The following is a 24,677-nucleotide window of genomic DNA, read 5'->3' as shown; positions in this document are numbered from 1 at the left end:
GGGCGCCAAGCATACCCGCGCTGTTTCAGCCGCGCCCCACGAGGCGCTTGAGCCCCAGCCATTGCTGGGCCCAGAAGCCGCGCCCGTAGTCACGCCCGCCCTCCTCGGCCAGCTGGTCGCGGATGCCGGTCGGCTCATAGCGCAGCTGGAAATCGGCGGTGCCGAACAGCTGATCCCAGACCGGCAGCAGCACCGCGAAATTGCAGCCGCCCAGCGTGCCCCGGCCGGCCGACTCATGGCCGATGCCGATCGCATGATGGCGGCGGTGAAAGCGCGGGCTCACCAGCAGCCGCTCCAGCACCGGCCCGAACCACAGCCGCACATTGGCATGCTGCAGGCTCTCCAGCAGCTGCGACAGCGCCACCAGCGCGACGAACTGCCCGGGCTCCACGCCGATGAAGCGGGCCAGCAGCACAAAGGCCGAGTCGATCAGCACATCGTCGAGCAGATGGTTGCGGTTGTCGCTCCACAAGCTCATCTGGCGCTGGCTGTGGTGCAGCGCATGCAGGGACCACCACCAGCCGAACTGGTGCTGGGCGCGATGCAGCCAGTAGTTGACGAAGTCGAAGACCAGCAGATAGAGGCAGAAGCTGACCCAGGGGATGTCGCTGACGCCGGGCCAGATCGCGTCGAGCTGGAAGCTCGGCACACCGGCCATGCGCAGCGTGCCGGCCAGCGCGTCCCACAGCGGGTCGATCGCGAAGAACATCGCGACCCTGAACAGGCCTAGGCGATGGATCAGGGTGTAGATAACATCGACCCGCCGCGCCGCGCGGTCGGTCTGCGCTTCGACCGGCCGCCAGCGCTCCAGCGCGCGCAGCAGGGTCAGCATCACGAGGATCTGCGCCAGCCCCACCAGCAGCCAGCCGGTCGCCGCATAGCCGTCTTCCAGCAGATCGCCGAAGCCCAGCCCGAACAGCAGCGGCTGGACCCATTGCTCGAACAGCCACTGCTGCGCGAGACCGAAGGCATCGACCAGCCAGTCCATCAGGGCCTCTTGGCAGTCTGCGCCGCCATCAGCGCGGCATAGCGCGGATGCTCGCGCAGCGGCGCGAAGCAGAAGCCGCGCTGCTTCAGCCCCAGCACCAGCGGCTCCAGCACCGCCGGCGCCCAGGCGTCCTGGCGCGACCAGATGCCCAGATGGGCCAGCAGGATGTCACCGGGCCGGATCTCGCGCAGCGCCTTGGCCAGCAGCTGCGCATTCGGATAGCGATCGCTGGGCAGCTCGTCGCCCAGGAAACCGGCCGCGCTCCAGCCCACATGCTCGAAACCGCAGGCCTTGGCCGCTGCCTGCAGGGCCGGCGAGGTCTTGCCGCCGGGGGCGCGGAACAGCGGCGCCATCGGCCGCCCCGTCATCTCGGCAAAGCGCCGCGCCGGCTGTTTCAACGCCTCGCAGTACTGCGCAGCCGTCAGCTCGCGCAGGCGCGGCGTCTGCTGCCCGGCCACGGTGCGAAAGCGAAAGCGTGCCTCGCCCTTCAGCGGCGGCAGGTCCTTCAGCCAGATGTCGTGGTCCCAGGTGTGGGAGCCGAAATCATGGCCTTCGCCGGCACGCTCGCGCCACCAGGGGGCCCATTGCGCGTCCAGGCTGGCACCGCCGTCCAGCGTCGGCTCATTGGCGAGGAAGAAGCTCAGCCGCAGCTGATGCTTCTTGATCAGCGAGGCCAGCAGCGGCGCGACACCCATATGGCCGGTATCGAAAGTCAGATAGACCGGCTTCTCGCCGCTCTGGCAGGCCTGGGCCGGCAGCACCGCCAGCAGCAGGAGCCCCAGCCATTGGATCTTCATTGCCGGGGCGCGTGATCCAGGGTCCAGACGCCATGCGGCGAGCGGCCCACCTTGACCTGGCGCAGCACCTGGCGGCGCTCGATATCGACCAGGGTCAGCTTGCGCGCCCAGCGCGAGGTGAACAGCAGGGTCTTGCCGTCGGCCGACACATCCATATCGTCCGGCCCGCCCGGGCCGGGCAGCTCGCCGACCACGCTGAAATCGGCCAGCGCGATCTTGCTGATGGTGTTGGCCGCGCGGTTGCTGACCAGCACATGGCGGCCATCGCCCAGCGCGCGGAAGGAATGCGCGCCCTTGCCGGTCACTATGCGGCGCACCAGCTGCGGCTGAGGGCCGCTGACGTTGTAGACCTCGACCAGCATGTCGCCGGTCAGTGCCACCAGCAGGTGCTTGTCGTCCGGCGTCAGATAGACATCGGCCGGCATCTTGCCGACCTTGATCTTCCAGCGCGGCGTCTGCGTCGCCAGGTCGATGGCCAGCAGCTCGTCGCTGCCCTGCAGGCTCACATAGACCATGCGGCTGCGGCTGTCGATCGAGAGATGGCTGGGGATCTTCGGTGCCTCGATGCGCTTGACCAGCTGCAGCGGCGCCGCCGCATTGCTCGGCAGCCAGCGGTACAGCGCCACATGGTCGAGCCGGTTCGCGGTCGTGACCAGCCACTTCATGTCCGGCGAGAAACGCAGGTGGTAGGGGTCGGGAATGTCGCGCAGCACGCGCTGCACCTCGGCCGTGCGCGGGTCGACAAAGGTCAGCGAATCGCCCAGCGCATTGGCCACCACCAGGGACTTCTCGTCCGGGCTCAGATAGAGGTGGTGCGGCTCCTTGCCGGTGGGGATGCGCTTGATCTGCGTGAAGCTGACCGGGTCGATCACGCTGATGTCGGCATCCAGCGAATTGAGCACAAAGATCGGCTTGGCTGCCGTGCTGGCCTGCGCCCCGGCGGCCATCAGCACAAGCATCAAGACGGCCGCACAGCACGACCGGAAAGGGGTTCGCATCGAAAGTCCTTGGAGTCCGTTCGCCCGCCACCCCAAAAAACAAAAGGCAGTGCGAGCACTGCCTTGAGTGTAGGGCCGGGAAGCGAAGGCCTATTCGTCGTCGCCACCCAGCAGGCCGCCCAGAATACCGGCGCCGGCCACGCCGGTCAGCAGCGAGCCCTCCTCGCGGCGACCGCCGTTCTGCGGCGCGGCAGCGAAGATGCGCGAGGCCAGGCGCGAGAAGGGCAGGCTTTGCAGCCACACCTCGCCGGGACCGCTGAGCTTGGCCAGGAACAGGCCCTCGCCGCCGAACAGCGCCGTCTTGATCTTGCCGACGTACTGGATCTCGAAGTTGACGCTGGGCGTGTAGGCCACGACGCAGCCGGTGTCCACCATCAGGGTCTGGCCCGGCGCCAAGGTGCGGCGCAGGCAGGTGCCACCGGCATGGACAAAGGCCAGGCCGTCACCCTCGAGCTTTTGCATGATGAAGCCCTCGCCGCCGAAGAAGCCGGTGCTGAGCTTCTGCTGGATCGCGATGCCCAGCGAGACGCCGCGCGCCGCGCACAGAAAGGCGTCCTTCTGGCAGATCAGCGTGCCACCCATCTTGCTCAGATCCATCGGCAGGATCTTGCCCGGATAGGGGGCGGCAAAGGCGACGCGCTGCTTGGCGCCGGCGTTGTTGGTGTAGATGGTGGTGAACAGCGACTCGCCGGTCACCAGGCGCTTGCCGGCGCCCAGCAGCTTGCCGAAGAAACCGCCCTGCTGTGCGGAGCCATCACCAAACACCGTGTCCATCGCGATGCCGGCGTCCATGAACATCATGCTGCCGGCCTCGCCGATCGCGGCCTCGCCCGGGTCGAGCTCGACCTCGACGAACTGCATCTCGCTGCCCTTGATCTCGTAATCCACCACGTCCATTGCCATTGCCAACTCCTGAAAATCGAACCAAACGGGCGAGATCGTAACCAAAGTTGCCATGCCTATACTGCGCCCCATGACGGAAGCCCCCACCGCCGCCTTGCCGGACCTCAAACCCGGCGACAGCTATGTGCAATCCTTCGCCCGCGGACTGTCCGTGATCCGCGCCTTCAGTGCCGAGGCCCCGCGCCAGACCCTCACCGAGGTGGCCAAGCGCTGCGGACTGACCCGCGCCGGCGCACGCCGCATCCTGCTGACCCTGGAGACCCTGGGCTATGTGCGCAGCGACGGCCGCCTGTTTTCGCTGACGCCCAAGATTCTCGACCTGGGCTTTGCCTATCTGTCCTCGCAGCCGCTGTGGCAGTTTGCCGAGCCGGTGATGCAGAACCTGGTGGCCGATCTGAAGGAGAGCTGCTCGGCCGCCGTGCTGGAGGGTCAGGACATCGTCTATGTGCTGCGGGTGCCGGCGCGCAAGATCATGAGCATCAATCTGGGCCTGGGCAGCCGGCTGCCGGCCTGGTGCACCTCGATGGGGCGGGTGCTGCTGGCCTCGATGAACGCCGAGGAACTCGAGGCGCATCTGAGCGGCGTGCAGCTGCAGGCCCATACCGGCCGCACCGTGATGCATCTGGACGAGTTGCGCGAGCGCATCGCCGCCGCGCGCGAGCAGGGCTGGTGCCTGGTGAATCAGGAACTCGAAGAGGGCCTGGTGTCGCTGGCCGCGCCCATCGTCGACCGCAGCGGCCGCGCCATCGCGGCGCTCAATGTCAGCGGCCAGGTCAACCGCACGCCGCCCGACACCATGCTGGCGAGCTGCCTGCCCCGGCTGCTGGAGGCGGCGCAGGGGATTTCGAGGTTGTTGCAATTGCGGGCGGGGTGAAGCCACAAGCCCACCCGGCCGCTGGCCTGCAGGCCAGCGGCGTGATCGGGGCGAGCAAGCAGCCGCAGGGCTGCTTGCTGTCCCCAATCACCCCATGTGCAAGCCGCCGTTGCAGCTGAAGTCGGCCCCGGTCGTGAAACCGGAGTCCTCGCCGGCCAGCCAGGCGACGATGGCGGCGATCTCCTCGGGCGTGCCCAGGCGCTTGATCGGAATCGTCGCGACGATCTTCTCCAGCACCTCGGGCTTGATGGCCTTGACCATATCGGTGCCGATATAGCCCGGGCTGACGGTGTTGACCGTCACGCCCTTGCTGGCCACTTCCTGCGCCAGCGCCATCGTGAAGCCGTGCATGCCGGCCTTGGCCGCCGAGTAGTTGGTCTGGCCGAATTGGCCCTTCTCGCCGTTGACCGAGGAGATATTGATGATGCGGCCCCAGCCCTTGTCCAGCATGCCCTCGATCACCTGCTTGGTGACATTGAACATGCTGTCCAGATTGGTGTTCATCACCGCGTCCCAATCGGCCTTGCTCATCTTGCGGAACATGCCGTCGCGGGTGATGCCGGCATTGTTGACCAGCACATCGACCGTGCCGTGCTCGGCCTTGACCTTGTCGAAGGCGGCGACCGTGGAGTCCCAGTCGCCGACATTGCCGACCGAGGCGTAGAACTTGTAGCCCAGTGCGGCCTGCTCGGTCAGCCATTTGTCGAAGTCGCGGCTCGGGCCGCAGCCGGCGATCACGGTAAAGCCTTCCTTGTGCAGGCGCTGGCACATCGCGGTGCCGATGCCACCCATGCCGCCGGTCACGTAGGCCACTTTTCTATCGCTCATATGAATCTCCTTCACGCCTTCCTTCGGCGCCGCGTCCTACGCGCCCGGAAAGGCCTTGTCTCTGCTTCGAAGAAGACGCGTCCCTAGGCTCCGCCAAGCCCCGTCCAGGGTCAAGCGGGTTCGCCCTTACTCGCTCAGCGCTCGACGGTCAGCGCCACGCCCATGCCGCCGCCGATGCACAGCGAGGCGATGCCTTTCTTCGCATCGCGCCGCTGCATCTCGTGCAGCAGGGTCACCAGGATGCGGGCGCCGGAGGCGCCGATCGGGTGGCCCAGCGCGATCGCGCCACCGTTGACATTGACCTTGCCGGTATCCCAGCCCATCTCCTGATGGACGGCGCAGGCCTGGGCCGCGAAGGCCTCATTGATCTCCAGCAGGTCCAGGTCCTGCGGCTTCCAGCCGGCGCGGGCCAGGGCCTTCTGCGCGGCCGGCACCGGGCCCATGCCCATCAGGGCCGGGTCCAGACCGGCGCTGGCATAGGAGGCGATGCGGGCCAGCGGGGTCAAGCCCAGCGCGGCGGCCTTCTTGGCACTCATGATCACCAGGCCGGCGGCGCCGTCATTCAGGCCCGAGGCATTGCCGGCGGTCACGCTGCCGGCTTTGTCGAAGGCGGGGCGCAGGCCGGCCAGGGCCTCGGCATTGCTCTTGCGGTTGATGAACTCGTCGGCGTCGAACACCAGCGCGTCGCCCTTCTTCTGCGGGATCAGCACCGGCACGATCTCGTCCTTGAAGCGGCCGGCATCCTGCGCGGCGGCCGCCTTCTGCTGCGAGCCCAGCGCCAGCGCGTCCTGCTGCTCGCGGCTGATGCCGTGGGCCTTGGCGACGTTCTCGGCCGTGATGCCCATGTGGTACTGGTTGTAGACGTCCCACAGGCCGTCGACGATCATCGTGTCGATCAGCTTCCAGTCGCCCATGCGCTGGCCCTCGCGCGAGCCGGGCAGCACATGCGGTGCCAGGCTCATGCTCTCCTGGCCACCGGCGATGACGATCTCGCTGTCGCCATCACGGATCGCTTGCGCGGCCAGCATCACGGCCTTCAGGCCCGAGCCGCAGACCTTGTTGATCGTGAAGGCCGGCACGCCGTGCGGCAGACCGGCCTTGATGACGGTCTGCCGCGCGGGGTTCTGGCCGGAGCCGGCTGTCAGCACCTGGCCCAGGATCAGCTCGCTGATCTGGCCGGCCTCCAGCTTGGCGCGGCGCAGCAGGTCCTTGACCACCGCCGCCCCCAGATCCGGCGCCGCGGTCTTGGCCAGGCTGCCGCCGAACTTGCCGATGGCGGTACGGGCCGCGGCGACGATCACGATGTCTTCAGTCATTGTCTTCTCCGGTGAAAGTGAGGATGAGGCCTGTGTCCGATCAGGCCTTTTGTTTGACGTAGCGGCCTGGCGCCGGCTCGATGGCCTTGTAGCCCTTGCCGCCGGGGGTCTTGGGCGCGGCCTTCTTAGCGCCGGCATGGCCGGCCAGCCAGGCCGCCCAGTCGGGCCACCAGCTGCCGGCATGCTCGACCGCCGTCTCCATCCACTGCTCGGCGGTGGCGGGCAGGGCCGCTGTCTTGCCTATCCAGTGGCTGCGCTTTTTCTTGGCCGGCGGGTTGATCACGCCGGCGATATGGCCCGAAGCGCCCAGCACGAAGCGCTTCTTGCCCTTGAGCACCTGGGTGCTGCGGTAGGCGCTGTCCCAGGGCACGATATGGTCCTCGCGCGAGCCGTAGATATAGACCGGCGCCTCGATCAGTCCCAGGTCCAGCTTTTCGCCGCAGACGCTCAGCCGGCCCGGGATCCGCAGCTCGTTCTGCAGATAGGTGTGGCGCAGATACCAGCAATACATCGGGCCGGGCAGATTGGTCGAGTCGCCGTTCCAGTACAGCAGATCAAACGGCGGCGGCGCCTCGCCCTTCAGGTAGTTGCCCACCACATAGTTCCAGACCAAGTCGTTGGGGCGCAGAAAGCTGAAGGTGGTGGCCAGCTCCTGACCCTTCAGCAGCCCCGGGCCCTTGGGCGAGGCCGGGCCTATCGTCATCTCGCGCAGCTGCACCGAGCCCTCGTCGACGAACAGATCGAGGATGCCGTTGCTGGAAAAGTCGATCAAGGTGGTCAGCAGGGTCACGCTGGCCGCCGGCTGCTCGCCGCGCGCGGCCAGCACCGCCAGTGCGGTGGACAAAATCGTGCCGCCGACACAGAAGCCCAGCGTGTCTATGGTCTCGGCGCCGCTGATCTCCTGCACCACCGAGATCGCCTTGATCGCGGCCTGCTCGATATAGTCGTCCCAGGTCCAGCTCTTGCAACTCTCGTCCGGGTTGCGCCAGCTGAGCACAAAGACCCGATGGCCCTGCTCCACCGCATAGCGGATCAGCGAGTTCTCGGGCTGCAGATCGAGGATGTAGTACTTGTTGATGCAGGGCGGCACCATCAAGAGCGGGCGCTCGAACACCTGGGCCGTCAGCGGCTTGTATTCCAGCAACTGGAAGAACTCGTTCTCGAACACCACGCTGCCCTCGCTGGTGGCCACATTGCGGCCCACCTCGAAGGCGCTCTCATCGGTCTGCGACAGGTGGCCGCGCTGCACATCTCCCCACAGCTGCTGCATGCCCTTGGCGATGCTCTCGCCCTTGCTGTCCAACGCCAGGCGCAGCGCCTCGGGATTGAGGGCCAGATAGTTGCTGGGCGAGGCGGCGTCCACCCATTGCTGGACGGCGAAGCGGATGCGCGCCTTGGTCTTCTCGTCGCCTTCGACCTTGTCGGCCATCTGCTGCAGGGTGCGGGCGTTCAGCAGATAGAGCTGGGCCACGAAGCTGCCGGCCGGGTTGCTGCTCCAGGCCTCGCCCGCGAAACGCCGGTCCGCCGGCACGGGCAGCTTGGCGCCGTGCAGCGAGGCGTTCCAGAGCTCGGTGGCCTGCTTCAGATAGTCGGTCTGAAGGCCGCTGAGGGCCTCGATCGGGATCTGCAGACCCGCCACCGTCTTCCACATCTCGCCAAGGCCGGCCGTCAGGTCGGCAGCGGCGGCATTGACATCCGGGCCTGGGGCCTCGGCAGGGCTGGGCTTGCGCTTCATGTGTCTCCTCAGGGGCCGGGGTGGCCCGGTTCGTCTCGACTCAGGCAAGAAGCTTGCCACAGCCGGCCGTACCCATGTTGTACCCTTCTCAACTTACCTTCTGATGACTTGCCATGTATCTGGTTGCAATCGCCTGGCTCTATGTTGCGTTGATGATGGCCCTGGCCGAGGCCACCAGCAGCCAGGGTACTGTGCTGGGCGCCATCGTCACCTTTGTGCTCTACGGCGCGCTGCCGATCAGCATCGTGATGTATCTGCTGGGCACACCGGCACGGCGCGCGGCGCGCCGCCGGGCCGAGGCCGCCGAGCCCCCGTCAGCCGAGCAGCCGGATCACGGCGGCCATGCGACCGTCGAGCCGACTGCGGCGGAAGGAGAAAAACCGTGAGGCATCGCCATGGGTGCACCAATGCCCGCCGCTGATGTGCATCAGGCCGGCCGCCTGCAGACGCCGCCGCGCCAGCGCCACCAGATCGGCGCGCCAGCGCGGCTCGCCCTGCTCATTGGCCTGGAAGCGGAACAGCGCCGGATCGAGGTCTGAGGGCGTCGCGCCAAAGGCCTGCAACACATCCTCGCCGACCTCGAAGGCCGTCGGGCCGATGCAAGCCCCCATCCAGGCATGGATGTCCTGCGGCGCGCAGCGGGCCTCCTCACAGAGCGCGGCCACGGTGTTCTCCAGCACGCCGGCCGAGAGCCCGCGCCAGCCGGCATGGGCACCGCCGACGCCGCCGGGCGCCGCGAACAGCACCGGCAGGCAGTCGGCCGCCTGGATCGCCAGGCCCAGCCCCGGCAGCGTGCTGACGATGGCATCGGCCTGCACCCGTTCCGCGCCCGGCTGCCCATGCTCGGGCCGCAGGCGCAGCACCGCCGCGCCATGCACCTGCCAGACAAAACGCGCCGGCGCGCCCAGCGCCTGTTCGATCAGGCCCTTGTTGTGCGCCACCGCCGACGGATCGTCACCGACCGACAGCCCCACATTCATGCTGGCGCAAGCGCCCTGGCTGACACCGCCGGCGCGCGTGGTCATGAAGGCCCGCACATGATCCAGGCCCCAGTCGGGCCTCAGCCAATCCGCGTGAATCGTCATGTCTGGGCGTCCGGGCAGGCCGAGGGTTGGGTCTTGGCAAAAGCCTCGTGCGCCATGCAGTTGGCATGGATGCGCATCAGCTCGGGCACATGGTCGAGCTTGCAGTCGAAGCGCTGGGCATTGAAGATCTGCGGCACCAGCACGCAGTCGGCCAGCCCCGGTGTGTCGCCATGGCAGAACCGCCCGGCGCCTTGCTGCAAGCGCCGCTCGACCACCGTCAACCCGCTCTCGATCCAGTGACGTATCCAGCGGTTCTTCTGGTCCTCGTCCACGCCCATGTCCCTGACCAGGTAGCGCAGCACGCGCAGATTGTTCAGCGGATGGATCTCGCAGGCGATGTCCTGGGCCAGCGCCCGCACGCGCGCACGGCCCAGGGCGTCCGGCGGCAGCAGCGGCGGCTCGGGGTGGGTCTCGTCCAGGTATTCGATGATGGCCAGCGACTGGCTCAGCAGCGCGTCGCCATCCTTGAGCAGCGGCACCAGGCCGGACACCGAGGCGCTGGCATAGGGTTCCTGCTGCTGCTCGTTCTTGACCAGATGGACCGCGCGGTAGTCATAGTCCAGGCCTTTGAGCGCCAGCGCGATGCGCACGCGCCAGGAGGCCGAGGAGCGGAAGTAGTTGAAGAGTTCCATGGGCCGATGATGCCATTGCGCCCGGCTACACTGAAACGCATGTGGCTTCCCCGACGCTTCAAACATTGCCCCAGCTGCGGCCAGGCGGTCGAGTACCGCGTGCCGGCCGACGACAACCGCGAGCGCGCCACCTGCACCGCCTGCGCCACCGTGCACTACGAGAACCCGATCAATGTGGTGGGCACCCTGCCCGTCTGGGGCGAGGGGCCGGACGCGCAGGTGCTGCTGTGCAAGCGCGCGATCGAGCCGCGCTACGGTCTGTGGACCCTGCCGGCCGGTTTTCTGGAGCTCGGCGAGACGGCCGCCGCAGGCGCCTTGCGCGAGACCGATGAGGAAGCCGGCGCGCAGATCGAGCTGCTGCCGCTCTACAGCCTGATGAATGTGGTCTCGGTCGGCCAGATCCACCTCTACTACCGCGCCCGCCTGCTCTCGCCCGAGTTCAATCCCGGCCCCGAGACGCTGGAGGCCCGGCTGTTCCACGAGCATGAGGTGCCTTGGGACGCGCTGGCCTTCCGCACCGTGCGCGAAACCCTGCGGTGCTTCTTCGAAGACCGCCGGCTGGGCCGGCCCTTCGCGCTGCACAGCGCCGATATCGGCTGATCAATGCGCGCTCAAGTCTGCGCCGTCGCCCAGGGCCCGGTCACACCGTCGAGCTCGCAGTCCCACAGCGCCTGCACATCCATGCCGTCGACCACCCCCTCGGCATAGACCTTCAGCGCCAGGCTGCGCAGCATGATGACCATGCCGCGCACAAAGGCGGCGCGGGCGGCGTCGCCGGACACGCCCGCGACCACGGCGGCGTCCAGCTTCACATAGTCCAGCCCGGCCTGATAGAGCCGGTCCACCTGGGCCAGCCCGACGCCGGCATGCTCCAGCCCCAGCTTGACGCCCAGCGGGCGCAGCTGGCGGCCCATCTCCTGCAAGAGCTCGAAATGCTGGATGGCCGCGCCCTCGGCCAGCTCCAGCCCGAGCTTGCGGGCCGCCTGCGGCGACTGGAACACCTGCTCGCGCAGGCGCGCGACGAAGCCGCCGTCCAGCAGCGAGCTGGGCGCCACATTGACGCAGCGCGCCCGGCCGTCCAGCACGATGGCCTCCAGCGCCAGCGCCGCCGCCTGCAGATCGATCTCGGCCGTCAGCCGGCTGCGCACCGCCAGCGGCAGCCAGCGCGCCGCGTTCTCGAACGGACCGTCGGCCACCAGGCGCAGCTGCAGCGGGCACTCCAGATGCAAGACCTGACCCTGCTTGTCCAGCACCGGATACTCGGCCAGCCGGCCGCGGCGCTCGCGCAAGGCCTCCGAGATCTGCGCACGCCAGGCGCGCTCGCCCTGGATCTGCGCCTCGGCCGACGGCGCCAGCACCTCGACGACAAAGCCCGGCCGGCCCTCGGCCCGCGCCAGCGCCGCGTCGGCGGCGCCGAACCAGTCGCTGGACGGGCGCTCCCGGGCCAGCTCGACGGCGCCCAGCGCCACCTGCACGCCGGCGCCGAAGGCCGGCAGGCTGGCCTGCAAGGCATCGGCCAGCGCGTTGGCGGTGTCGCCGACGACATCGGGGGCCGGCAGCCAGAGCGCGAAATCGGCCCCGTTCAGCCGCCCGGCCAGGCAACCCTTGACGCGCTCGGGATAGACCTGCACCGCATGCGCCATCGCCACCAGCAGCTGGTCCACCGCCGCCCGGCCCAGGCGCTGGTTCAGGCCGGCCAGATCGCGCAGCCGCAGCAGCACCAGACCGGCCCTGACCGGCCCCTCGTCGCGGGTCAGCGCCGAGTCCAGCTCGGCCAGGAAATGGGTGCGCGTGCTCATGCCGGTCAGCGCGTCGCAATGGGCTTGCACACGCAAGACCTCGAGCTGGCTGGACTGCGCCTCGAACATCTGCCGGACCCGCTCCACCATGGTGTTCATCGCCCGGCTCAGGCGCCGCAGCTCGGGCTCGCGGGGCTCGTCGACCTGGGTGTACTGGCCGGCCACCAGGGCCTCGGCCTGGGTCACGGCGTTGTCCAGCGGCCGGCGGATGTGGCCCAGCACCCATAACGCGGCCAGGCCGGCCAGCAGGCCGACACCGGCCATGAGCCCCACCATGCGCAGGCTGGCGCGCCACAACTCGTCATGGGCATAGGCCGACTGGCTGCGCACCTCCACCGAGCCCACCGCGTTCCAGCCATTCGAGACCTTGGCCACGCCGGGCTGCGTGTCGATCGGCGTCAGCGCGACGAACCAGGCCGGCGCCTTGCTGCTGCGGCCGGGCGCCGCGCGCTCGAAGGCCACGCTGCCGTCCGCAGCCAGCCAGCGCAGGCTCTGGTAGTGGCCGGTGTCGAACTGGGCCGAGACCAGCAGCGACATCAGCTGGGCGTCCCCCCCCTGCTGCGACAAGGCCAGCGCCAGTGCGGCGGCGTTGTCGCTGTTCTTCAGCTGCAGCTGGGTTTGCAGCAGGGCCCGCATGCCGATGGCGGACACCGCCATGCTGCCCAGCACCGACGCCAGCACCACACCCAGGACCAGGAACCAGACTTGACGAATCAGCGACATGGCCGCATCCATTTTGTTTGCATCATTAGAACCCCTCCGCCCTGATCTTCGCCAAGGCGTCCCTCCAGATCGACAAACGCGCGACGGCATTGCCCGAGCTGGCGCTGCCCACCCCCTGCCACAGGCCTTCGCTATTGAAGCTGAACACCGGCGCCAGATCGGCGCGCTGCGAGGCCGGTCGCACCTCGGCCTGCAGATTGTCCAGAATCAGCGGCTCGGCCTCGGGCTGGGCATAGTAGGCCAGCACCATATGGGCCTGCGGTCGGCCGTCCAGCATCGCCCGCACATAGACCAGGCGCAGCCGCGCCTCCGGCACACCGGCGGCCAGCAGGCTGAAGTACTTGGCGATCGCATAGTCCTCGCAGTCACCCTGGCCGCGATCCAGGGTCTCCAGCGGGCTGGCCCAGTAGTCGGGCTTGGCCCAGATATCGCGGTCCTCGCGAAAGGCGATGCGCTGGTTGAAGAAGTCGTTGATGGGCTTGAGCCGCAGGCCCTCGTCCAGGCTGCCGCTGCGCTCGACCAGCTGCTGCAGCTCGCGGGCGGCCGCCAGCGTGCGCGGACCGAAGCGCGCCGCGCTGGCCAGCACACGCTCAGCCTCCCAGGCCTGCAGCCCGGGCGTCGGACTCAGCACCAGACAGGCGGCCAGCAGCGCCCCTGCAAACACCGCCGAGCGGTATTCCTGCATGGGAGCGCGCCAACGGTGGAGGTTCTGGACTTTGGCCTGGGCCATACTTCGTTGCACTTTACCGTGCGACCTCGCCTGCGCCGCCTCCTGCGGCCGCGCAGCCCGGATAATCAGCGGCAACAATCCTCGGCAGACGCGCTTGATGCGCGTCTTGCGCTTATGAATTCCCAATCGATACGTCAAGAGCTGGACAGCGCCCGCCGCAATGGCCCGCTGCGCCAGATCCATATTCCGCCCTGTCCGGAGCTGCTGCAGCGGCTGCAGGCCGCGATGGCCCATGCCGAACCCGACCTCAACGAGGTGGCCCGGATCGCGGCCAGCGATGTCGCGATGTCGGCCACCCTGCTCAAGCGCGCCAACAGCCCGGTCTACAAGGAGCCCGGCGGTCTGCCCTGCACCACCGTGGGGCAAGCAATGAACCGCATCGGACTCGACGAAACCGCGGCGGTGATGACGGGCTTTTTGCTGCGCAACACCATCCCGGTCAACAGCCCTCATCTGCTGCGCTTCTGGGAGCGCTCCAGCAAGCGCGCGGTCGCGATGGCCTTCATCGCCCGCCAGCTGGCCGGGCTGTCGCCCGATCTGGCCCACACCTACGGGCTGTTCTGCCATGTCGGCATGCCGGTGCTGCTGCAAAGCGTGCGCGGCTATGGCTCGACCATGGTGGAGGCGGCCGCCCGCATCGACCGCCCCTATATCGCCACCGAGAACGCCAATCACAAGACCGACCATGCGGTGGTCGGCGCGCTGGTGATACGGGCCTGGAATATGGCGCCGGAGCTGATGTCCGCGATCCGGCTGCACCATGACTTCGAGTCACTGGGCCATGCCGGCATCGACCCCGACGTCCACACGCTGGTGGCGGCCGGCCTGGTGGCCGAGCACCTGATGCGCCGCCACGAGGCCCTGCCCGAAGACCTGGACTGGGCCGTCAACCATGCCGCCGCGCTCGACTGGCTGCAGATCGACCTGGACGAGGTCGAGCAATGGGACGAGCTGCTGCGGCCGCTGCTGGACGAGGCTTAAACCTAGACCCTGAGCGCTCAGGCCGGCGAGGAGCGCAGGCCGTAGACCTTGTCGCCGAGGAATAGATACTCGGCGCGCAGGATCGCCTCGCCCTTCTCGCCGCTGAAGCTGAAGCCCAGCACACCCACGGTCGCGCCGGGCTTGATCTCCTCGACCCCCCAGGCCGCCAGCCGGGTCAGCGGCGCCAGCTCGATCTGCCATTGGCGGTCGCGACGGGTCGGCAGTTGGGCCTTGGCGAGCAGGGCCGGGCCGTCCACTGCCGCGCTCTGTCTGGGCAGCACACGCTGCTTCAGATCGGCCGGCAGCCGCGGCTTCTCGGGCAGCTCCAGCACCAGCTCGCCATGCGGGTTGCGCCACATCACCTGGGTCGCGCGGCCTTCGAGATAAAGCGGGCGCTCCTGGTCGAAGCTGCTCCAGCCATGGTGGGCCCAGGCCGGCAGGGTCAGGCCCAGTCCGGCGGTCAGCACAAGTCGTCGATCCATCGCGCGTCTCCTTCAGGCGTAAGCAATCCATCGGCCGCAGATGATGACAGCCATCCAAAACCCCAGTGACAGCATGCATTGCAGCCGGGCCAGCCCGTCATCGGCCGACACGCCGCTGCGGGCATGGAAAAAGGCCGCATTGCCGCCGGCCAGGCAGATCAGCAGCAGCTTGAGGCGGAAGGCCGGATTGGCCAGCAACTCCTGCGGCTGGGTCGCGAACATGGTCAGCCCGGTGGCGGCGCACAGACCGAAACCGAGCAGGGCCGGCAGCAGGGTCAGCCGCGCCAGCGCCGCCGCCGGCAGCTCGCGCGCCAGGCCCAGCGCCCGCAATTCGAACACCAGCAGGCCACCGAACAGCATCGCGATGCCGACGATGTGCACGGCCTCCAGCGCCGGATAGGCCCAGGGGTGGGAGGCCAGGCCTTGCAGCACGGCGCGACTCAGCCGGGGTACTGGACCAGCTGCAGCTGGTTGCCGGCCGGATCGACCAGGGTGGCCAGCCAGCCACCCCAGGGCTGCTGCTCGGGCGCACCGCTGAAGGGCACACCCGCCGCACGCAGTTCGGCATGGCGGGCGCGGATGTCGGCAGCGACAAAGGACAGGCCGGTGAAGCGGCCCACCAGGGCCTGCTCCGGCGCGTCGCTCGCCACGCTCTCCAGCACCAGATCTGCCGAGCCGGCATCGAAGACGCAATAGCCGGCGCCGGCATCACCGTGCTTCAGCTTGAAGCCCAGCGTCTGCTGATAGAAGACCTGGGCCGAGACCAGATCGCGCACAAACACGCGCACGGCGGCGAGCCTCATGGGCTGATGCTCCGTTGACGCGGTGAATGCAGGGCCTGCAGCCAGCGCCGCCAGAAGCCGGCCTGCGGCGGCACCAGCTCGGCCTGCGGGTCGATCAAGCGAAGCAGCTCGGCGCTGCGCCGGTGGCGGGCCGCCTGCAGCGGCGTCATACCGTCGGTCTCGGACAGCAGCTGCCGGTCGGCGCCGTAGTCCAGCAGCAGGGCCGCCGCTTCCTGCTGGCCGGCCAGGATGCAGGCCACCAGCGGCGTGCTCATGAACTCAGGGTGCTGATAGTTCGGGTCCACGCCCGCGCGCAGGTGGTAGCGCAGCAGCTCGATATCGCCATCGACCGCCGCAGCAAACATCTCTTTCCAGTCTCCGCCCGACATGGCCGCCTCCCCTGCTTTGCCGTCCCGTGCTTGTACCACCGCCGGCAGCTCGCCGGAAAGCCCCGGCGCGCCGATCCGGCCCGTGGACAATGCGCAAGCATGACCATCGCTCTTGGACGCATCGCCGGCGGCAGCCTGGCCCGCCGACGCGGGGTCTTGCTGCTGCTGATCGCGCTGCTGGCGCTGCCGCTGGGCTGGCGCCTGTTCGGGCCGCGCGGTGTCGATGTGGAGCTCACGCGCAAGACCTGGCGCTTCGAGATCAAGGTCGAGAAACGGGTCGATGAAAGCGGCTCCGCCTGGTGCGAGGAGATGCCGGCCGGCGCGCGCGAAATCGAGCGCCGCCGGCTGGACGCCCCCGGCGGCGGCGCCGACCATTGCCGCTTCATGCAGCCGCAATGGCGCAGCCAGTACACAGTGCGCTCAGAAGGCGACGCGAGGACGCCGGCGCAATGGCCGCAGCCGGTGCTCAGCGAGCTGCCGTCGGACCGGCTCGGCGCCCAGCGATTGGGTCAGCGCCAGGCCTTCTTCGAGGTGCATCTGCGCGCCGACGAGGGTCAGGTCTGGACCTGCAGGCTCAGCGAGGCGCACTGGTCGGCACTGGCGCTGGGCACCAAGCTGCGGCTGCAGATCGATCGCCGGGGCGTGGCGGACTGCGCGAGCCTGGTGCCACGCGCTCCTGCGCCGACTCAGTCCGGCTGAGGTCGCTGCCCCTCCAGCAAGGGCAGCCAGGCCCGTGTGCCCTCGTACAGATGATCGAACAGCGCCTTGATGCGCGGCACGGGGCGCAGCTCGACGCGGGTCAACAACCAGAGTTCGCTGCGCCAATCGCGCGGCGGCTCGAAGACGCGCCGCAGGTTCGGATCGGCGTCGCCGAGATAGCAGGGCAAGGCGCCGAGACCGACGCCAGCGCGCAGCAACTGACGCACATTGACCAGCGAGTTGGTCCGCATCGCCACCTGGCGCGCCAGGCCCTGGCGCTCAAGCCAGCGGGCCGAGCTCAGATGGGCCAGTTGCTCGTCGACACCGACCCAGGGCAGGCTGTCGAGCCGGTCCGCATGCACGCCGCCGAGCTTGCGTGAGCAATAGACCGTGGCCTCGACCCGCGCCAACCGCCGCCCGACCAGGGACTCCGGCGGCTTGCCGCCCGAGCGCAGCGCAACATCGATCGCCCCCTGCTGCACATCGTCCATCGCATTGCCGCTGCCCAGGCTCAGCTGGACCTGGGTGCGCGCCTGGTAGCTTGCCAGCAGCGGCGGCAGCAGCTCCTGCATCCAGGTATCGGCCGCGCTGAGCCGCACCAGACCGCCGGGCCAGGCCTGCCGGCCGCGCAGGCCTTCAGTGACCGTCTGCAGCTCGCTGCCCATGCGTTGCGCGAACTCGACCAGCTCGGCCCCGGCGCGGGTCGGTGCGTAGCCTGCACGCAGCCGCTCGAACAGCTGCACGCCCAGACGCGCCTCCAGTGCGCGCAGGCGCCGGAACAGGGTCGCATGGCTCACCCGGCCGGCCTCGGCGGCGGCGGCGAGACGCCCATGGCGGGCAATCTGCAGCACCACGCGCAGATCATCCCAATCGAGGTTGGAATTGGCAGCAGTGGAAACGGTCATATTTGCAATGCTAGCGTTCAAATCTGCCGATCTGCGCCAGGTCTTGCGTTTCTAGACTGCGAGCATCGCAACCGCAGCACCGAATCCCCATGTCGATGTACGAAAGCCTGCCCTTCCAACCTGCCGCCGACAGCGAGATCGAGCGCCTGGTCGCCGCCCATCCGCTGGCCACCCTGGTCAGCAGCGACGCGGGCCGCATGCTCGCGACGCCTCTGCCGCTGATACTGCAGCGCGATGCGGACGGCAGCCGTGTCTTCATCGGACATCTCGCCCGTCGCAACCCGCAGCACGAGATGCTCAAGCGCAATCCGAGAGCGCTGGCGACCTTCACCGGCGCACAGGGCTATATCGCCAGCAGCTGGCTGCGCAACCGCCGCTACGCGCCGACCTGGAACTACGAGTTCGTGCAGTTCGAGCTCGATGTGGCCCTCATCGACACGCCCGAGGAAACGCTGTTCGCGCTCGACACGCTGATCGAGCATGTCGAGGCACCCTACCCGAACCCCTGGCGCAGCGCCGAGATGGGCCCGCGGCGCGAGCAGCTCGCGCAATACATCGTGCCCTTTCGTGCGCGCGTGATCGAGGCTCGCGCGCAGTTCAAGCTCGGCCAGGGCGATTCGAGCGATGCATTGGCGGACACTCACGCGGCACTTGCGCGCTACGGGCAGTTCGAGCTGGCCGAGGCGATGCGCAGGCATGAGCGACTCCTTGCCGCGCAAGGCTGACAAGAAAAAAGGCCGGCAATGCCGGCCCTTCTGACGAGGCGGATGAACTCAGCGCCGCGCCGGCGGCACATCCGTGCAGGAGCCGTGCGCCACTTCCGCCGCCAGGCCTATGCTCTCGCCCAGCGTGGGATGCGGGTGGATGGTCTTGCCGATGTCCACCGCATCGGCGCCCATCTCGATGGCCAGGGCGATCTCGCCGATCATGTCGCCGGCGTGGGTGCCGACGATGCCGCCGCCGATGATGCGGTGCGACTCTTCGTCGAACAGCAGCTTGGTGAAGCCCTCGTCGCGGCCGTTGGCGATGGCGCGACCGGAGGCCGACCAGGGCAGCAGGCCCTTCTTGACCTTGATGCCCTTGGCCTTGGCCTCGTCCTCGGTGATGCCGACCCAGGCCACTTCCGGATCGGTGTAAGCAACGCTCGGGATCACGCGCGCATCGAACTGGGCCTTGGCCAGCTTCTCGTCGCCCAGCAACTCGCCGGCAATCACCTCAGCTGCCACATGGCCCTCGTGCACGGCCTTGTGCGCCAGCATCGGCTGGCCCACCAGATCGCCGATCGCGAAGATGTTGGCGACATTGGTGCGCATCTGCACATCGACCGGGATGAAGCCGCGGTCGCTGACGATGACGCCGGCCCTGTCGGCGGCGATCTTCTTGCCGTTGGGCGTGCGGCCCACGGCCTGCAGCACCAGGTCATAGACCTGCGGCTCCTTCGGTGCGCCCTCGCCCTCGAACGTGACCTTGATGCCCTCGGGCGTCGCTTCCGCGGCCACCGTCTTGGTGTTGAGCATGATGTGGTCGAAGCGCGGCGCGTTCATCTTCTGCCAGACCTTGACCAGATCGCGATCGGCGCCGGTCATCAGCGTGGGCAGCATTTCGACCACATCCAGCCGTGCGCCCAGGGTCGAGTAGACCGTGCCCATCTCCAGGCCGATGATGCCGCCACCGACGATCAGCATGCGCTTGGGCGCCGTGTTCAGCTCCAGCGCGCCGGTCGAATCGATGACGCGCGGATCGTTGGGCATGAAGGGCAGGCGCACGGCCTGAGAACCGGCCGCCAGGATGATGCGCTTGAACTTCAGCGTCTGGGTCTTGCCGGTCTTCTCCTGGCCCTCGCCCGCCGTCTCTTCGACGCTCAGGTGATTCGCATCCAGCAGCGAGCCGTAGCCACGCACCACCGTGACCTTGCGCATCTTGGCCATCATGGCCAGACCACCGGTCAGCTTGCCGATGACCTTCTGCTTGTGCTTGAGCAGCTTGGGCAGCTCGACGGTGGGTTCGCTGAAGGTCACGCCCAGATCGGCGAAGTGCTTCACCTCGTCCATCACGGCCGCGACGTGCAGCAGGGCCTTGGACGGAATGCAGCCCACGTTCAGGCACACACCACCGAGTGTGGTGTAGCGCTCGACCAGGGCGACTTTCAGACCCAGGTCGGCGGCGCGGAAGGCGGCCGAATAGCCACCAGGGCCGCCGCCCAGCACGATCACGTCGTACTCGCCGTCGGCACTGCCCGCAAAGCTGGCAGCCGTCGGCGCCGTGACGGGTGCAGCAGGCGCTGCTGCCGGAGCAGCCGCAGGTGCGGGCGCTGGCGCAGCCGCTGCATCCGACTCCAGCATCAGCACCAGCGTGCCGGTATTGACCACGTCGCCGATCTTGAGCTTCATCTCCTTGATGACGCCCGCATGGGTCGAGGGGATCTCCATCGAAGCCTTGTCGCTCTCGACGGTGATCAGGCTCTGCTCGACCTTGATGGTGTCGCCGGCCTTGACCATCACCTCGATCACAGCCACATCCTTGGAGTCGCCGATGTCCGGGACCTTCACTTCAATCAATGCCATGTTTTTCGCTCCCGTTTCAGAGTGCAATGCGGCGGAAGTCCGCCAGCAAGGACGCGAAATAGACATTGAAGCGGGCCGCAGCCGCGCCGTCGATCACGCGGTGGTCCCAGCTCAGGCTCAGCGGCAAGATCAGGCGCGGCTGGAAGGCCTTGCCGTCCCAGATCGGTTCGATGCTGCTCTTGCAGACGCCCATGATGGCGACTTCGGGGGCGTTGATGATGGGGGTGAAGTACTTGCCACCGATGCCGCCCAGCGACGAGATCGAGAAGCAGCCCCCGCTCATGTCGGCAGGCCCCAGCTTGCCGTCGCGTGCCTTCTTGGCCAGCTCGCCCATTTCCTGGCTGATCTGGAAGATGCCCTTCTTGTCCGCGTCCTTGATGACGGGTACGACCAGGCCGTTGGGCGTGTCGGCCGCGAAGCCGATATGGAAGTAGTTCTTCAGCACCAGGGTGCCGTCACCGTCCAGCGAGCTGTTGAACTCGGGGAATTTCTTCAGCGCCGCGACGGCCGCCTTGATCATGAAGGCCAGCATCGTGACCTTGATGCCCGACTTCTCGTTTTCCTTATTGGTCGCGACGCGGAAGGCTTCCAGCTCGGTGATGTCCGCATCATCGTGATTCGTCACATGCGGAATCACAACCCAGTTGCGATGCAGATTGGCGCCGCTGATCTTCTTGATGCGCGACAGCTCCTTGCGCTCGACCGGGCCGAACTTCTCGAAGTCGACCTTGGGCCAGGGCAGCAGGCCCGGGAGAGCGCCACCGGCGGCAGCGGCCGGGGCGGCGGCCTTCTGCGCGGCGGTCTGAACGCTGCCGGCCATCACGGCCTTGACGAAGCCCTGCACATCGGACTCGGTGATGCGGCCCTTGGCGCCCGAGCCCTTGACCTCGGCCAGCGGCACACCCAGCTCGCGTGCCAGCTTGCGGATGCTGGGCGAGGCATGCGGCAGCTTGCCGCTGGGGGAGCTCGGCTCATGGGCGGGCAAGGCAGCCGCAGCCGCTGGCGCGGCAGCGGCAACAGCCGGTGCCGGTGCGGGTGCGGCAGCCGGTGCAGGTGCCGCAGCCGGTGTCGCAGCGGCCGGTGCCGGGGCAGCGCCCTTCACCTCCAGCAACGCCAGCAGCGTGCCCTTGGCCACCTTGTCACCGACCTTGACCTTCAGGTCCTTGATCACGCCGGCGTGCGAGGACGGGATCTCCATCGAGGCCTTGTCGCTCTCGACCGTGATCAGGCTCTGCTCGACCTTGACGGTATCGCCGGCCTTGACCATCACCTCGATCACGGCCACTTCGTCGAAGTCGCCGATGTCGGGCACGACCACTTCGACCGTGCCGCTGGCGGCCGGCGCGGCAGCGGGTGCCGGCGCAGCAGCCGCTGGAGCGGGCGCCGCGGTGGCTGCCGGTGCCGGGGCCGGCGCAGCCGCGCCCTCGGCTTCCAGCAGCAGCACAACGCTGCCCTCGTTGACCGTGTCACCGATCTTGACCTTGATCTCCTTGACGACGCCGGCGCCCGAGCTGGGGATCTCCATCGAGGCCTTGTCGCTCTCGACGGTGATCAGGCTCTGCTCGGCCTTGACCGTGTCGCCCACCTTGACCAGCAGCTCGATGACCGCCACGTCCTTGACGTCCCCGATGTCCGGGACCTTGACTTCTACCAATGCCATGTGTTGTCTCCGCGAGGCCGCTGAATCAAGCGTACAGGGGGTTGATCTTGTCGGCCTTGATGCCGTACTTCGCAATCGCCTCGGCCACCTTGGCCAGCGGCAGCTTGCCTTCGTCGGCCAGCGACTTGAGCGCCGCCACGACGATGTAGTGGCGGTTGATCTCGAAATGCTCGCGCAGCTTGTAGCGGAAATCCGAGCGGCCGAAACCGTCGGTGCCCAGCACCTTGTAGCTGCGACCGGCCGGAATGAAGGCGCGGATCTGCTCGGCGTAGTTCTTCATATAGTCGGTCGACGCGATCACCGGGCCGCTGGTCTTGGCCAGCTGCTGGGCGACGAAGGAGACACGCGGTGCCTCGGTCGGGTGCAGCAGGTTCCAGCGCTCGGCGTCCTGGCCGTCACGAGTCAGCTCGTTGAAGCTCGGGCAGCTCCAGACATGGGCGCTGACGCCCCAGTCGGCTTCCAGCAGCCTCTTGGCGGCCTGGCTCTCACGCAAGATGGTGCCGGAGCCTAGCAGGTTGACGACCGGCTTGCCCGTGTCGCCGGCCTGGTCCAGCAGATACATGCCCTTCAGGATCTGCTCCTCGGTACCAGCATGCAGACCCGGCATCGGGTAGTTCTCGTTGAGCAGCGTGATGTAGAAGTAGACGTTCTCCTGCTGCTCGACCATGCGCTTGAGGCCGCTGTGCAGGATCACCGCCACTTCGTGGGCGAAAGTCGGGTCGTAGCTGATGCAGTTCGGGATCGTGCCGGCCAGGATGTGGCTGTGGCCGTCCTCGTGCTGCAGGCCTTCGCCGTTCAGCGTGGTGCGGCCCGAGGTGCCGCCGAGCAGGAAGCCGCGCGCCTGCATATCGCCGGCGGCCCAGGCCAGGTCGCCGATGCGCTGGAAGCCGAACATCGAGTAGTAGACATAGAACGGAATCATCACGCGGTTGTTCGTCGAGTACGACGTTGCCGCAGCGATCCAGCTGGCCATGCCACCGGCTTCGTTGATGCCCTCCTGCAGGATCTGGCCGGCCTTGTCCTCGCGGTAGTACATCACCTGGTCCTTGTCGACCGGGGTGTAGAGCTGACCCTTGGGGTTGTAGATGCCGATCTGGCGGAACAGGCCTTCCATGCCGAATGTGCGCGCCTCGTCGACCAGGATGGGCACGGTGCGCGGGCCCAGCGCCGGGTCGCGCAGCAGCTGGGTCAGGAAACGCACATAGGCCTGCGTGGTCGAGATCTCACGGCCCTCGGCCGTCGGCTCCAGCACCGCCTTGAAGGTGTCCAGCGGCGGCACGGTAAAGCTCTCCTCGGCCTTGACGCGGCGCTGCGGCAGATAGCCGCCCAGGGCCTGGCGGCGCTCGTGCAGATAGCGCATCTCCGGCGTGTCCTCGGCCGGCTTGTAGTAGGGCAGCTTGGGCAGCTCGCTGTCGGGGATGGGGATGTTGAAGCGGTCGCGGATGTACTTGATGTCCTCGTCCGACAGCTTCTTGGTCTGGTGCACGGTGTTCTTGCCCTCACCGGCCTTGCCCATGCCATAGCCCTTGACGGTCTTGACCAGCAGCACGGTGGGCTGGCCCGTGGTGTTGTGATGGGCAGCATGGAAGGCCGCATAGACCTTCTCGGGCTGGTGGCCGCCGCGGCGCAACTCGAACACCTCCTCGTCGCTCATGTGCTCGACCAGCTTCGCCGTCTCCGGATACTTGCCGAAGAAGTTCTTGCGCACGAAAGCGCCGTCATTGGCCTTCATGGCCTGGTAGTCGCCGTCCAGCGTCTCCATCATCAGTTGCTTGAGCTTGCCGCTCTTGTCGCGCGCCAGCAGGGCGTCCCAGCCATTGCCCCACAGCAGCTTGATCACATTCCAGCCGCTGCCGCGGAATTCGCTCTCCAGCTCCTGCACGATCTTGCCATTGCCGCGCACCGGGCCGTCCAGGCGCTGCAGATTGCAGTTGACGACAAAGACCAGGTTGTCGAGGTTCTCGCGGGCGGCCAGGCCGATCGCACCCAGCGACTCGGGCTCGTCCATCTCGCCGTCGCCGCAGAACACCCAGACCTTGCGATTGGCGGTGTCGGCAATGCCGCGGGCATGCAGATACTTCAGGAAACGCGCCTGGTAGATCGCCATCAGCGGGCCCAGGCCCATCGAGACGGTCGGGAACTGCCAGAACTCGGGCATGAGCTTGGGATGCGGATAGCTGGACAGACCCTTGCCGTCCACCTCCTGGCGGAAGCTGTCGAGCTGGGCCTCGGTCAGGCGGCCCTCCAGATAGGCACGGGCGTAGATGCCGGGCGCGCTATGGCCCTGGATATAGAGCAGGTCGCCGCCGTGGCCCTCGCTCTCGGCGTGCCAGAAATGGTTGAAGCCGGCGCCGAACATGCTGGCCACCGAAGCGAAGGAGCCGATATGACCGCCCAGATCGCCGCCGTCTTCCGGGTTCAGGCGGTTGGCCCGCACCACCATGGCCATCGCGTTCCAGCGCATGAAGGCGCGCAGGCGCTTCTCGATCGCGATATTGCCCTGGCAATGGGCCTGCTGCTCCACCGGGATGGTGTTGACATAGGCGGTGTTGGCCGAGAACGGCACATCGATGCCGGCCTGACGGGCATGGCCGATCAGGGTCTCAAGCAGGAAATGCGCGCGCTCACCGCCCTCTTCGCCAATCACGGCGGACAGGGCGTCCAACCACTCCTTGGTTTCCTGGGCATCGGTGTCGTTGGCGGCGGCGCCAAGAAAAGATTGCGGCTGCGCAGACATGCTTGTCTCCTTTTATTGAGGGCTGACTCTAAAAGCGTTTCGCGCGGAGTGTCGCACAAGTTCGCAACAC

General features: G+C 67.7%; 25 protein-coding genes. 6 read left to right on the top strand and 19 right to left on the bottom strand.

Features of this window, described 5'->3' with window-relative positions; all coding sequences use genetic code 11:
• Window positions 1-25: 25 nt before the first annotated feature.
• From ABGI63_RS10320 to ABGI63_RS10305, 4 genes are all read right to left on the bottom strand, one after another.
• Complete coding sequence (locus tag ABGI63_RS10320; RefSeq protein ID WP_349742336.1) at window positions 26-988, bottom strand: sterol desaturase family protein; 963 nt, start codon at window positions 986-988, stop codon at window positions 26-28.
• Window positions 988-1,785 carry a polysaccharide deacetylase family protein gene (locus tag ABGI63_RS10315; RefSeq protein ID WP_349742335.1) on the bottom strand — a complete coding sequence of 266 codons (798 nt, stop codon included), beginning with the start codon at window positions 1,783-1,785 and terminating at the stop codon, window positions 988-990. The genes ABGI63_RS10320 and ABGI63_RS10315 overlap by 1 nt, the downstream gene beginning before the upstream one ends.
• Window positions 1,782-2,744, bottom strand: a complete 963-nt coding sequence (locus tag ABGI63_RS10310; protein WP_349742334.1) for a YncE family protein — start codon at window positions 2,742-2,744, stop codon at window positions 1,782-1,784. Before ABGI63_RS10310 ends, ABGI63_RS10315 begins: the two co-directional genes overlap by 4 nt.
• 129 nt (window positions 2,745-2,873) lie before the next feature.
• Window positions 2,874-3,686, bottom strand: coding sequence for a TIGR00266 family protein (locus ABGI63_RS10305; RefSeq protein ID WP_349742333.1), 813 nt, complete (start codon window positions 3,684-3,686; stop codon window positions 2,874-2,876).
• 70 nt (window positions 3,687-3,756) lie between these two features.
• Between ABGI63_RS10305 and ABGI63_RS10300 the strand changes: the two genes are divergently transcribed.
• Window positions 3,757-4,560, top strand: coding sequence for an IclR family transcriptional regulator domain-containing protein (locus ABGI63_RS10300; protein ID WP_137944560.1), 804 nt, complete (start codon window positions 3,757-3,759; stop codon window positions 4,558-4,560).
• Between the two features lie 87 nt (window positions 4,561-4,647).
• On the opposite strand, the gene phbB is transcribed toward ABGI63_RS10300, so the two are convergent.
• The 3 genes from phbB to phaC all read right to left on the bottom strand — a co-directional run bounded on the left by phbB (window position 4,648) and on the right by phaC (window position 8,439).
• Window positions 4,648-5,388: an acetoacetyl-CoA reductase gene (phbB, locus tag ABGI63_RS10295; protein WP_349742332.1), complete on the bottom strand. Its 741-nt coding sequence runs from the start codon at window positions 5,386-5,388 to the stop codon at window positions 4,648-4,650.
• A gap of 134 nt (window positions 5,389-5,522) precedes the next feature.
• A complete protein-coding gene (locus ABGI63_RS10290; RefSeq protein WP_349742331.1) occupies window positions 5,523-6,704 on the bottom strand; it encodes an acetyl-CoA C-acetyltransferase in 1,182 nt (393 codons plus the stop codon).
• Window positions 6,705-6,744: 40 nt separating this feature from the next.
• Complete coding sequence (gene phaC / locus ABGI63_RS10285; RefSeq protein WP_432767393.1) at window positions 6,745-8,439, bottom strand: class I poly(R)-hydroxyalkanoic acid synthase; 1,695 nt, start codon at window positions 8,437-8,439, stop codon at window positions 6,745-6,747.
• A 113-nt stretch (window positions 8,440-8,552) separates the two neighbouring features.
• Here phaC and ABGI63_RS10280 point away from each other — a divergent pair, with 113 nt between their 5' ends.
• Window positions 8,553-8,825 carry a hypothetical protein gene (locus ABGI63_RS10280; protein WP_349742330.1) on the top strand — a complete coding sequence of 91 codons (273 nt, stop codon included), beginning with the start codon at window positions 8,553-8,555 and terminating at the stop codon, window positions 8,823-8,825.
• Here ABGI63_RS10280 and pgeF read toward each other — a convergent pair.
• Together pgeF and maiA are read right to left on the bottom strand one after the other, a co-directional pair.
• Window positions 8,754-9,524, bottom strand: coding sequence for a peptidoglycan editing factor PgeF (gene pgeF, locus ABGI63_RS10275; RefSeq protein WP_349742329.1), 771 nt, complete (start codon window positions 9,522-9,524; stop codon window positions 8,754-8,756). The two genes, ABGI63_RS10280 and pgeF, sit on opposite strands and share 72 nt — an antisense overlap.
• A complete protein-coding gene (maiA, locus tag ABGI63_RS10270; RefSeq protein ID WP_349742328.1) occupies window positions 9,521-10,156 on the bottom strand; it encodes a maleylacetoacetate isomerase in 636 nt (211 codons plus the stop codon). Before maiA ends, pgeF begins: the two co-directional genes overlap by 4 nt.
• Window positions 10,157-10,195: 39 nt before the next feature.
• Between maiA and ABGI63_RS10265 the strand changes: the two genes are divergently transcribed.
• Window positions 10,196-10,756, top strand: a complete 561-nt coding sequence (locus ABGI63_RS10265; RefSeq protein WP_349742327.1) for an NUDIX hydrolase — start codon at window positions 10,196-10,198, stop codon at window positions 10,754-10,756.
• A gap of 11 nt (window positions 10,757-10,767) precedes the next feature.
• Here the strand turns inward: ABGI63_RS10265 and ABGI63_RS10260 are convergent, their stop codons facing one another.
• Together ABGI63_RS10260 and ABGI63_RS10255 are read right to left on the bottom strand one after the other, a co-directional pair.
• The gene (locus ABGI63_RS10260; RefSeq protein WP_349742326.1) at window positions 10,768-12,678 is read right to left on the bottom strand and encodes a bifunctional diguanylate cyclase/phosphodiesterase; all 1,911 of its coding nucleotides are present in this window, start codon (window positions 12,676-12,678) and stop codon (window positions 10,768-10,770) included.
• A 25-nt stretch (window positions 12,679-12,703) separates the two neighbouring features.
• Window positions 12,704-13,363, bottom strand: a complete 660-nt coding sequence (locus tag ABGI63_RS10255; RefSeq protein ID WP_349742325.1) for a transglutaminase-like cysteine peptidase — start codon at window positions 13,361-13,363, stop codon at window positions 12,704-12,706.
• Between the two features lie 159 nt (window positions 13,364-13,522).
• Here ABGI63_RS10255 and ABGI63_RS10250 point away from each other — a divergent pair, with 159 nt between their 5' ends.
• Entirely contained in the window at window positions 13,523-14,389 is an 867-nt protein-coding gene (locus ABGI63_RS10250) for an HDOD domain-containing protein (protein ID WP_349742324.1), read from the top strand.
• A gap of 17 nt (window positions 14,390-14,406) precedes the next feature.
• Here the strand turns inward: ABGI63_RS10250 and ABGI63_RS10245 are convergent, their stop codons facing one another.
• The 4 genes from ABGI63_RS10245 to ABGI63_RS10230 are packed head-to-tail and all read right to left on the bottom strand — an operon-like array spanning window position 14,407 to window position 16,042.
• The gene (locus ABGI63_RS10245; protein ID WP_349742323.1) at window positions 14,407-14,871 is read right to left on the bottom strand and encodes a DUF6152 family protein; all 465 of its coding nucleotides are present in this window, start codon (window positions 14,869-14,871) and stop codon (window positions 14,407-14,409) included.
• Between the two features lie 12 nt (window positions 14,872-14,883).
• Window positions 14,884-15,303: a hypothetical protein gene (locus tag ABGI63_RS10240; RefSeq protein ID WP_349742322.1), complete on the bottom strand. Its 420-nt coding sequence runs from the start codon at window positions 15,301-15,303 to the stop codon at window positions 14,884-14,886.
• Window positions 15,304-15,311: 8 nt separating this feature from the next.
• Window positions 15,312-15,674, bottom strand: a complete 363-nt coding sequence (locus ABGI63_RS10235; protein ID WP_349742321.1) for a VOC family protein — start codon at window positions 15,672-15,674, stop codon at window positions 15,312-15,314.
• Window positions 15,671-16,042 (bottom strand): ankyrin repeat domain-containing protein, encoded by a 372-nt coding sequence (locus ABGI63_RS10230; RefSeq protein WP_349742320.1) that lies wholly within the window; start codon window positions 16,040-16,042, stop codon window positions 15,671-15,673. Before ABGI63_RS10230 ends, ABGI63_RS10235 begins: the two co-directional genes overlap by 4 nt.
• Window positions 16,043-16,141: 99 nt before the next feature.
• Here ABGI63_RS10230 and ABGI63_RS10225 point away from each other — a divergent pair, with 99 nt between their 5' ends.
• On the top strand, window positions 16,142-16,741 hold the full coding sequence (locus ABGI63_RS10225; RefSeq protein ID WP_349742319.1) for a hypothetical protein: 600 nt from the start codon (window positions 16,142-16,144) through the stop codon (window positions 16,739-16,741).
• On the opposite strand, the gene ABGI63_RS10220 is transcribed toward ABGI63_RS10225, so the two are convergent.
• A complete protein-coding gene (locus ABGI63_RS10220; RefSeq protein ID WP_349742318.1) occupies window positions 16,729-17,646 on the bottom strand; it encodes a LysR family transcriptional regulator in 918 nt (305 codons plus the stop codon). The genes ABGI63_RS10225 and ABGI63_RS10220 overlap by 13 nt on opposite strands.
• An 89-nt stretch (window positions 17,647-17,735) precedes the next feature.
• Here ABGI63_RS10220 and ABGI63_RS10215 point away from each other — a divergent pair, with 89 nt between their 5' ends.
• Window positions 17,736-18,371, top strand: coding sequence for an FMN-binding negative transcriptional regulator (locus ABGI63_RS10215; protein ID WP_349742317.1), 636 nt, complete (start codon window positions 17,736-17,738; stop codon window positions 18,369-18,371).
• A gap of 48 nt (window positions 18,372-18,419) precedes the next feature.
• Here the strand turns inward: ABGI63_RS10215 and lpdA are convergent, their stop codons facing one another.
• The 3 genes from lpdA to aceE are packed head-to-tail and all read right to left on the bottom strand — an operon-like array spanning window position 18,420 to window position 24,607.
• Entirely contained in the window at window positions 18,420-20,210 is a 1,791-nt protein-coding gene (gene lpdA, locus ABGI63_RS10210; protein WP_349742316.1) for a dihydrolipoyl dehydrogenase, read from the bottom strand.
• A 16-nt stretch (window positions 20,211-20,226) separates the two neighbouring features.
• Window positions 20,227-21,870, bottom strand: a complete 1,644-nt coding sequence (aceF, locus tag ABGI63_RS10205; protein ID WP_349742315.1) for a dihydrolipoyllysine-residue acetyltransferase — start codon at window positions 21,868-21,870, stop codon at window positions 20,227-20,229.
• Window positions 21,871-21,895: 25 nt separating this feature from the next.
• Complete coding sequence (gene aceE, locus ABGI63_RS10200) at window positions 21,896-24,607, bottom strand: pyruvate dehydrogenase (acetyl-transferring), homodimeric type (protein ID WP_349742314.1); 2,712 nt, start codon at window positions 24,605-24,607, stop codon at window positions 21,896-21,898.
• Window positions 24,608-24,677 lie beyond the last annotated feature (70 nt).

The organism is Roseateles cavernae (assembly GCF_040187885.1).
Taxonomy (GTDB): Bacteria; Pseudomonadota; Gammaproteobacteria; order Burkholderiales; family Burkholderiaceae_C; genus Roseateles_E; species Roseateles_E cavernae.
The sequence above is the reverse complement of the archived record's forward strand: the minus strand, read 5'-3'. Positions and strand labels throughout refer to the sequence as shown.

Excerpts from the sequence above, each read along its gene's own strand:
- ABGI63_RS10320 (WP_349742336.1), bottom strand. The coding sequence starts at position 988 with ATGGACTGGCTGGTCGATGCCTTCGGTCTCGCGCAGCAGTGGCTGTTC.
- ABGI63_RS10315 (WP_349742335.1), bottom strand. The coding sequence starts at position 1,785 with ATGAAGATCCAATGGCTGGGGCTCCTGCTGCTGGCGGTGCTGCCGGCC.
- ABGI63_RS10310 (WP_349742334.1), bottom strand. The coding sequence starts at position 2,744 with ATGCTTGTGCTGATGGCCGCCGGGGCGCAGGCCAGCACGGCAGCCAAG.
- ABGI63_RS10305 (WP_349742333.1), bottom strand. The coding sequence starts at position 3,686 with ATGGCAATGGACGTGGTGGATTACGAGATCAAGGGCAGCGAGATGCAG.
- ABGI63_RS10300 (WP_137944560.1), top strand. The coding sequence starts at position 3,757 with ATGACGGAAGCCCCCACCGCCGCCTTGCCGGACCTCAAACCCGGCGAC.
- phbB (WP_349742332.1), bottom strand. The coding sequence starts at position 5,388 with ATGAGCGATAGAAAAGTGGCCTACGTGACCGGCGGCATGGGTGGCATC.
- ABGI63_RS10290 (WP_349742331.1), bottom strand. The coding sequence starts at position 6,704 with ATGACTGAAGACATCGTGATCGTCGCCGCGGCCCGTACCGCCATCGGC.
- phaC (WP_432767393.1), bottom strand. The coding sequence starts at position 8,439 with ATGAAGCGCAAGCCCAGCCCTGCCGAGGCCCCAGGCCCGGATGTCAAT.
- ABGI63_RS10280 (WP_349742330.1), top strand. The coding sequence starts at position 8,553 with ATGTATCTGGTTGCAATCGCCTGGCTCTATGTTGCGTTGATGATGGCC.
- pgeF (WP_349742329.1), bottom strand. The coding sequence starts at position 9,524 with ATGACGATTCACGCGGATTGGCTGAGGCCCGACTGGGGCCTGGATCAT.
- maiA (WP_349742328.1), bottom strand. The coding sequence starts at position 10,156 with ATGGAACTCTTCAACTACTTCCGCTCCTCGGCCTCCTGGCGCGTGCGC.
- ABGI63_RS10265 (WP_349742327.1), top strand. The coding sequence starts at position 10,196 with ATGTGGCTTCCCCGACGCTTCAAACATTGCCCCAGCTGCGGCCAGGCG.
- ABGI63_RS10260 (WP_349742326.1), bottom strand. The coding sequence starts at position 12,678 with ATGTCGCTGATTCGTCAAGTCTGGTTCCTGGTCCTGGGTGTGGTGCTG.
- ABGI63_RS10255 (WP_349742325.1), bottom strand. The coding sequence starts at position 13,363 with ATGCAGGAATACCGCTCGGCGGTGTTTGCAGGGGCGCTGCTGGCCGCC.
- ABGI63_RS10250 (WP_349742324.1), top strand. The coding sequence starts at position 13,523 with ATGAATTCCCAATCGATACGTCAAGAGCTGGACAGCGCCCGCCGCAAT.
- ABGI63_RS10245 (WP_349742323.1), bottom strand. The coding sequence starts at position 14,871 with ATGGATCGACGACTTGTGCTGACCGCCGGACTGGGCCTGACCCTGCCG.
- ABGI63_RS10235 (WP_349742321.1), bottom strand. The coding sequence starts at position 15,674 with ATGAGGCTCGCCGCCGTGCGCGTGTTTGTGCGCGATCTGGTCTCGGCC.
- ABGI63_RS10230 (WP_349742320.1), bottom strand. The coding sequence starts at position 16,042 with ATGTCGGGCGGAGACTGGAAAGAGATGTTTGCTGCGGCGGTCGATGGC.
- ABGI63_RS10225 (WP_349742319.1), top strand. The coding sequence starts at position 16,142 with ATGACCATCGCTCTTGGACGCATCGCCGGCGGCAGCCTGGCCCGCCGA.
- ABGI63_RS10220 (WP_349742318.1), bottom strand. The coding sequence starts at position 17,646 with ATGACCGTTTCCACTGCTGCCAATTCCAACCTCGATTGGGATGATCTG.
- ABGI63_RS10215 (WP_349742317.1), top strand. The coding sequence starts at position 17,736 with ATGTCGATGTACGAAAGCCTGCCCTTCCAACCTGCCGCCGACAGCGAG.
- lpdA (WP_349742316.1), bottom strand. The coding sequence starts at position 20,210 with ATGGCATTGATTGAAGTGAAGGTCCCGGACATCGGCGACTCCAAGGAT.
- aceF (WP_349742315.1), bottom strand. The coding sequence starts at position 21,870 with ATGGCATTGGTAGAAGTCAAGGTCCCGGACATCGGGGACGTCAAGGAC.
- aceE (WP_349742314.1), bottom strand. The coding sequence starts at position 24,607 with ATGTCTGCGCAGCCGCAATCTTTTCTTGGCGCCGCCGCCAACGACACC.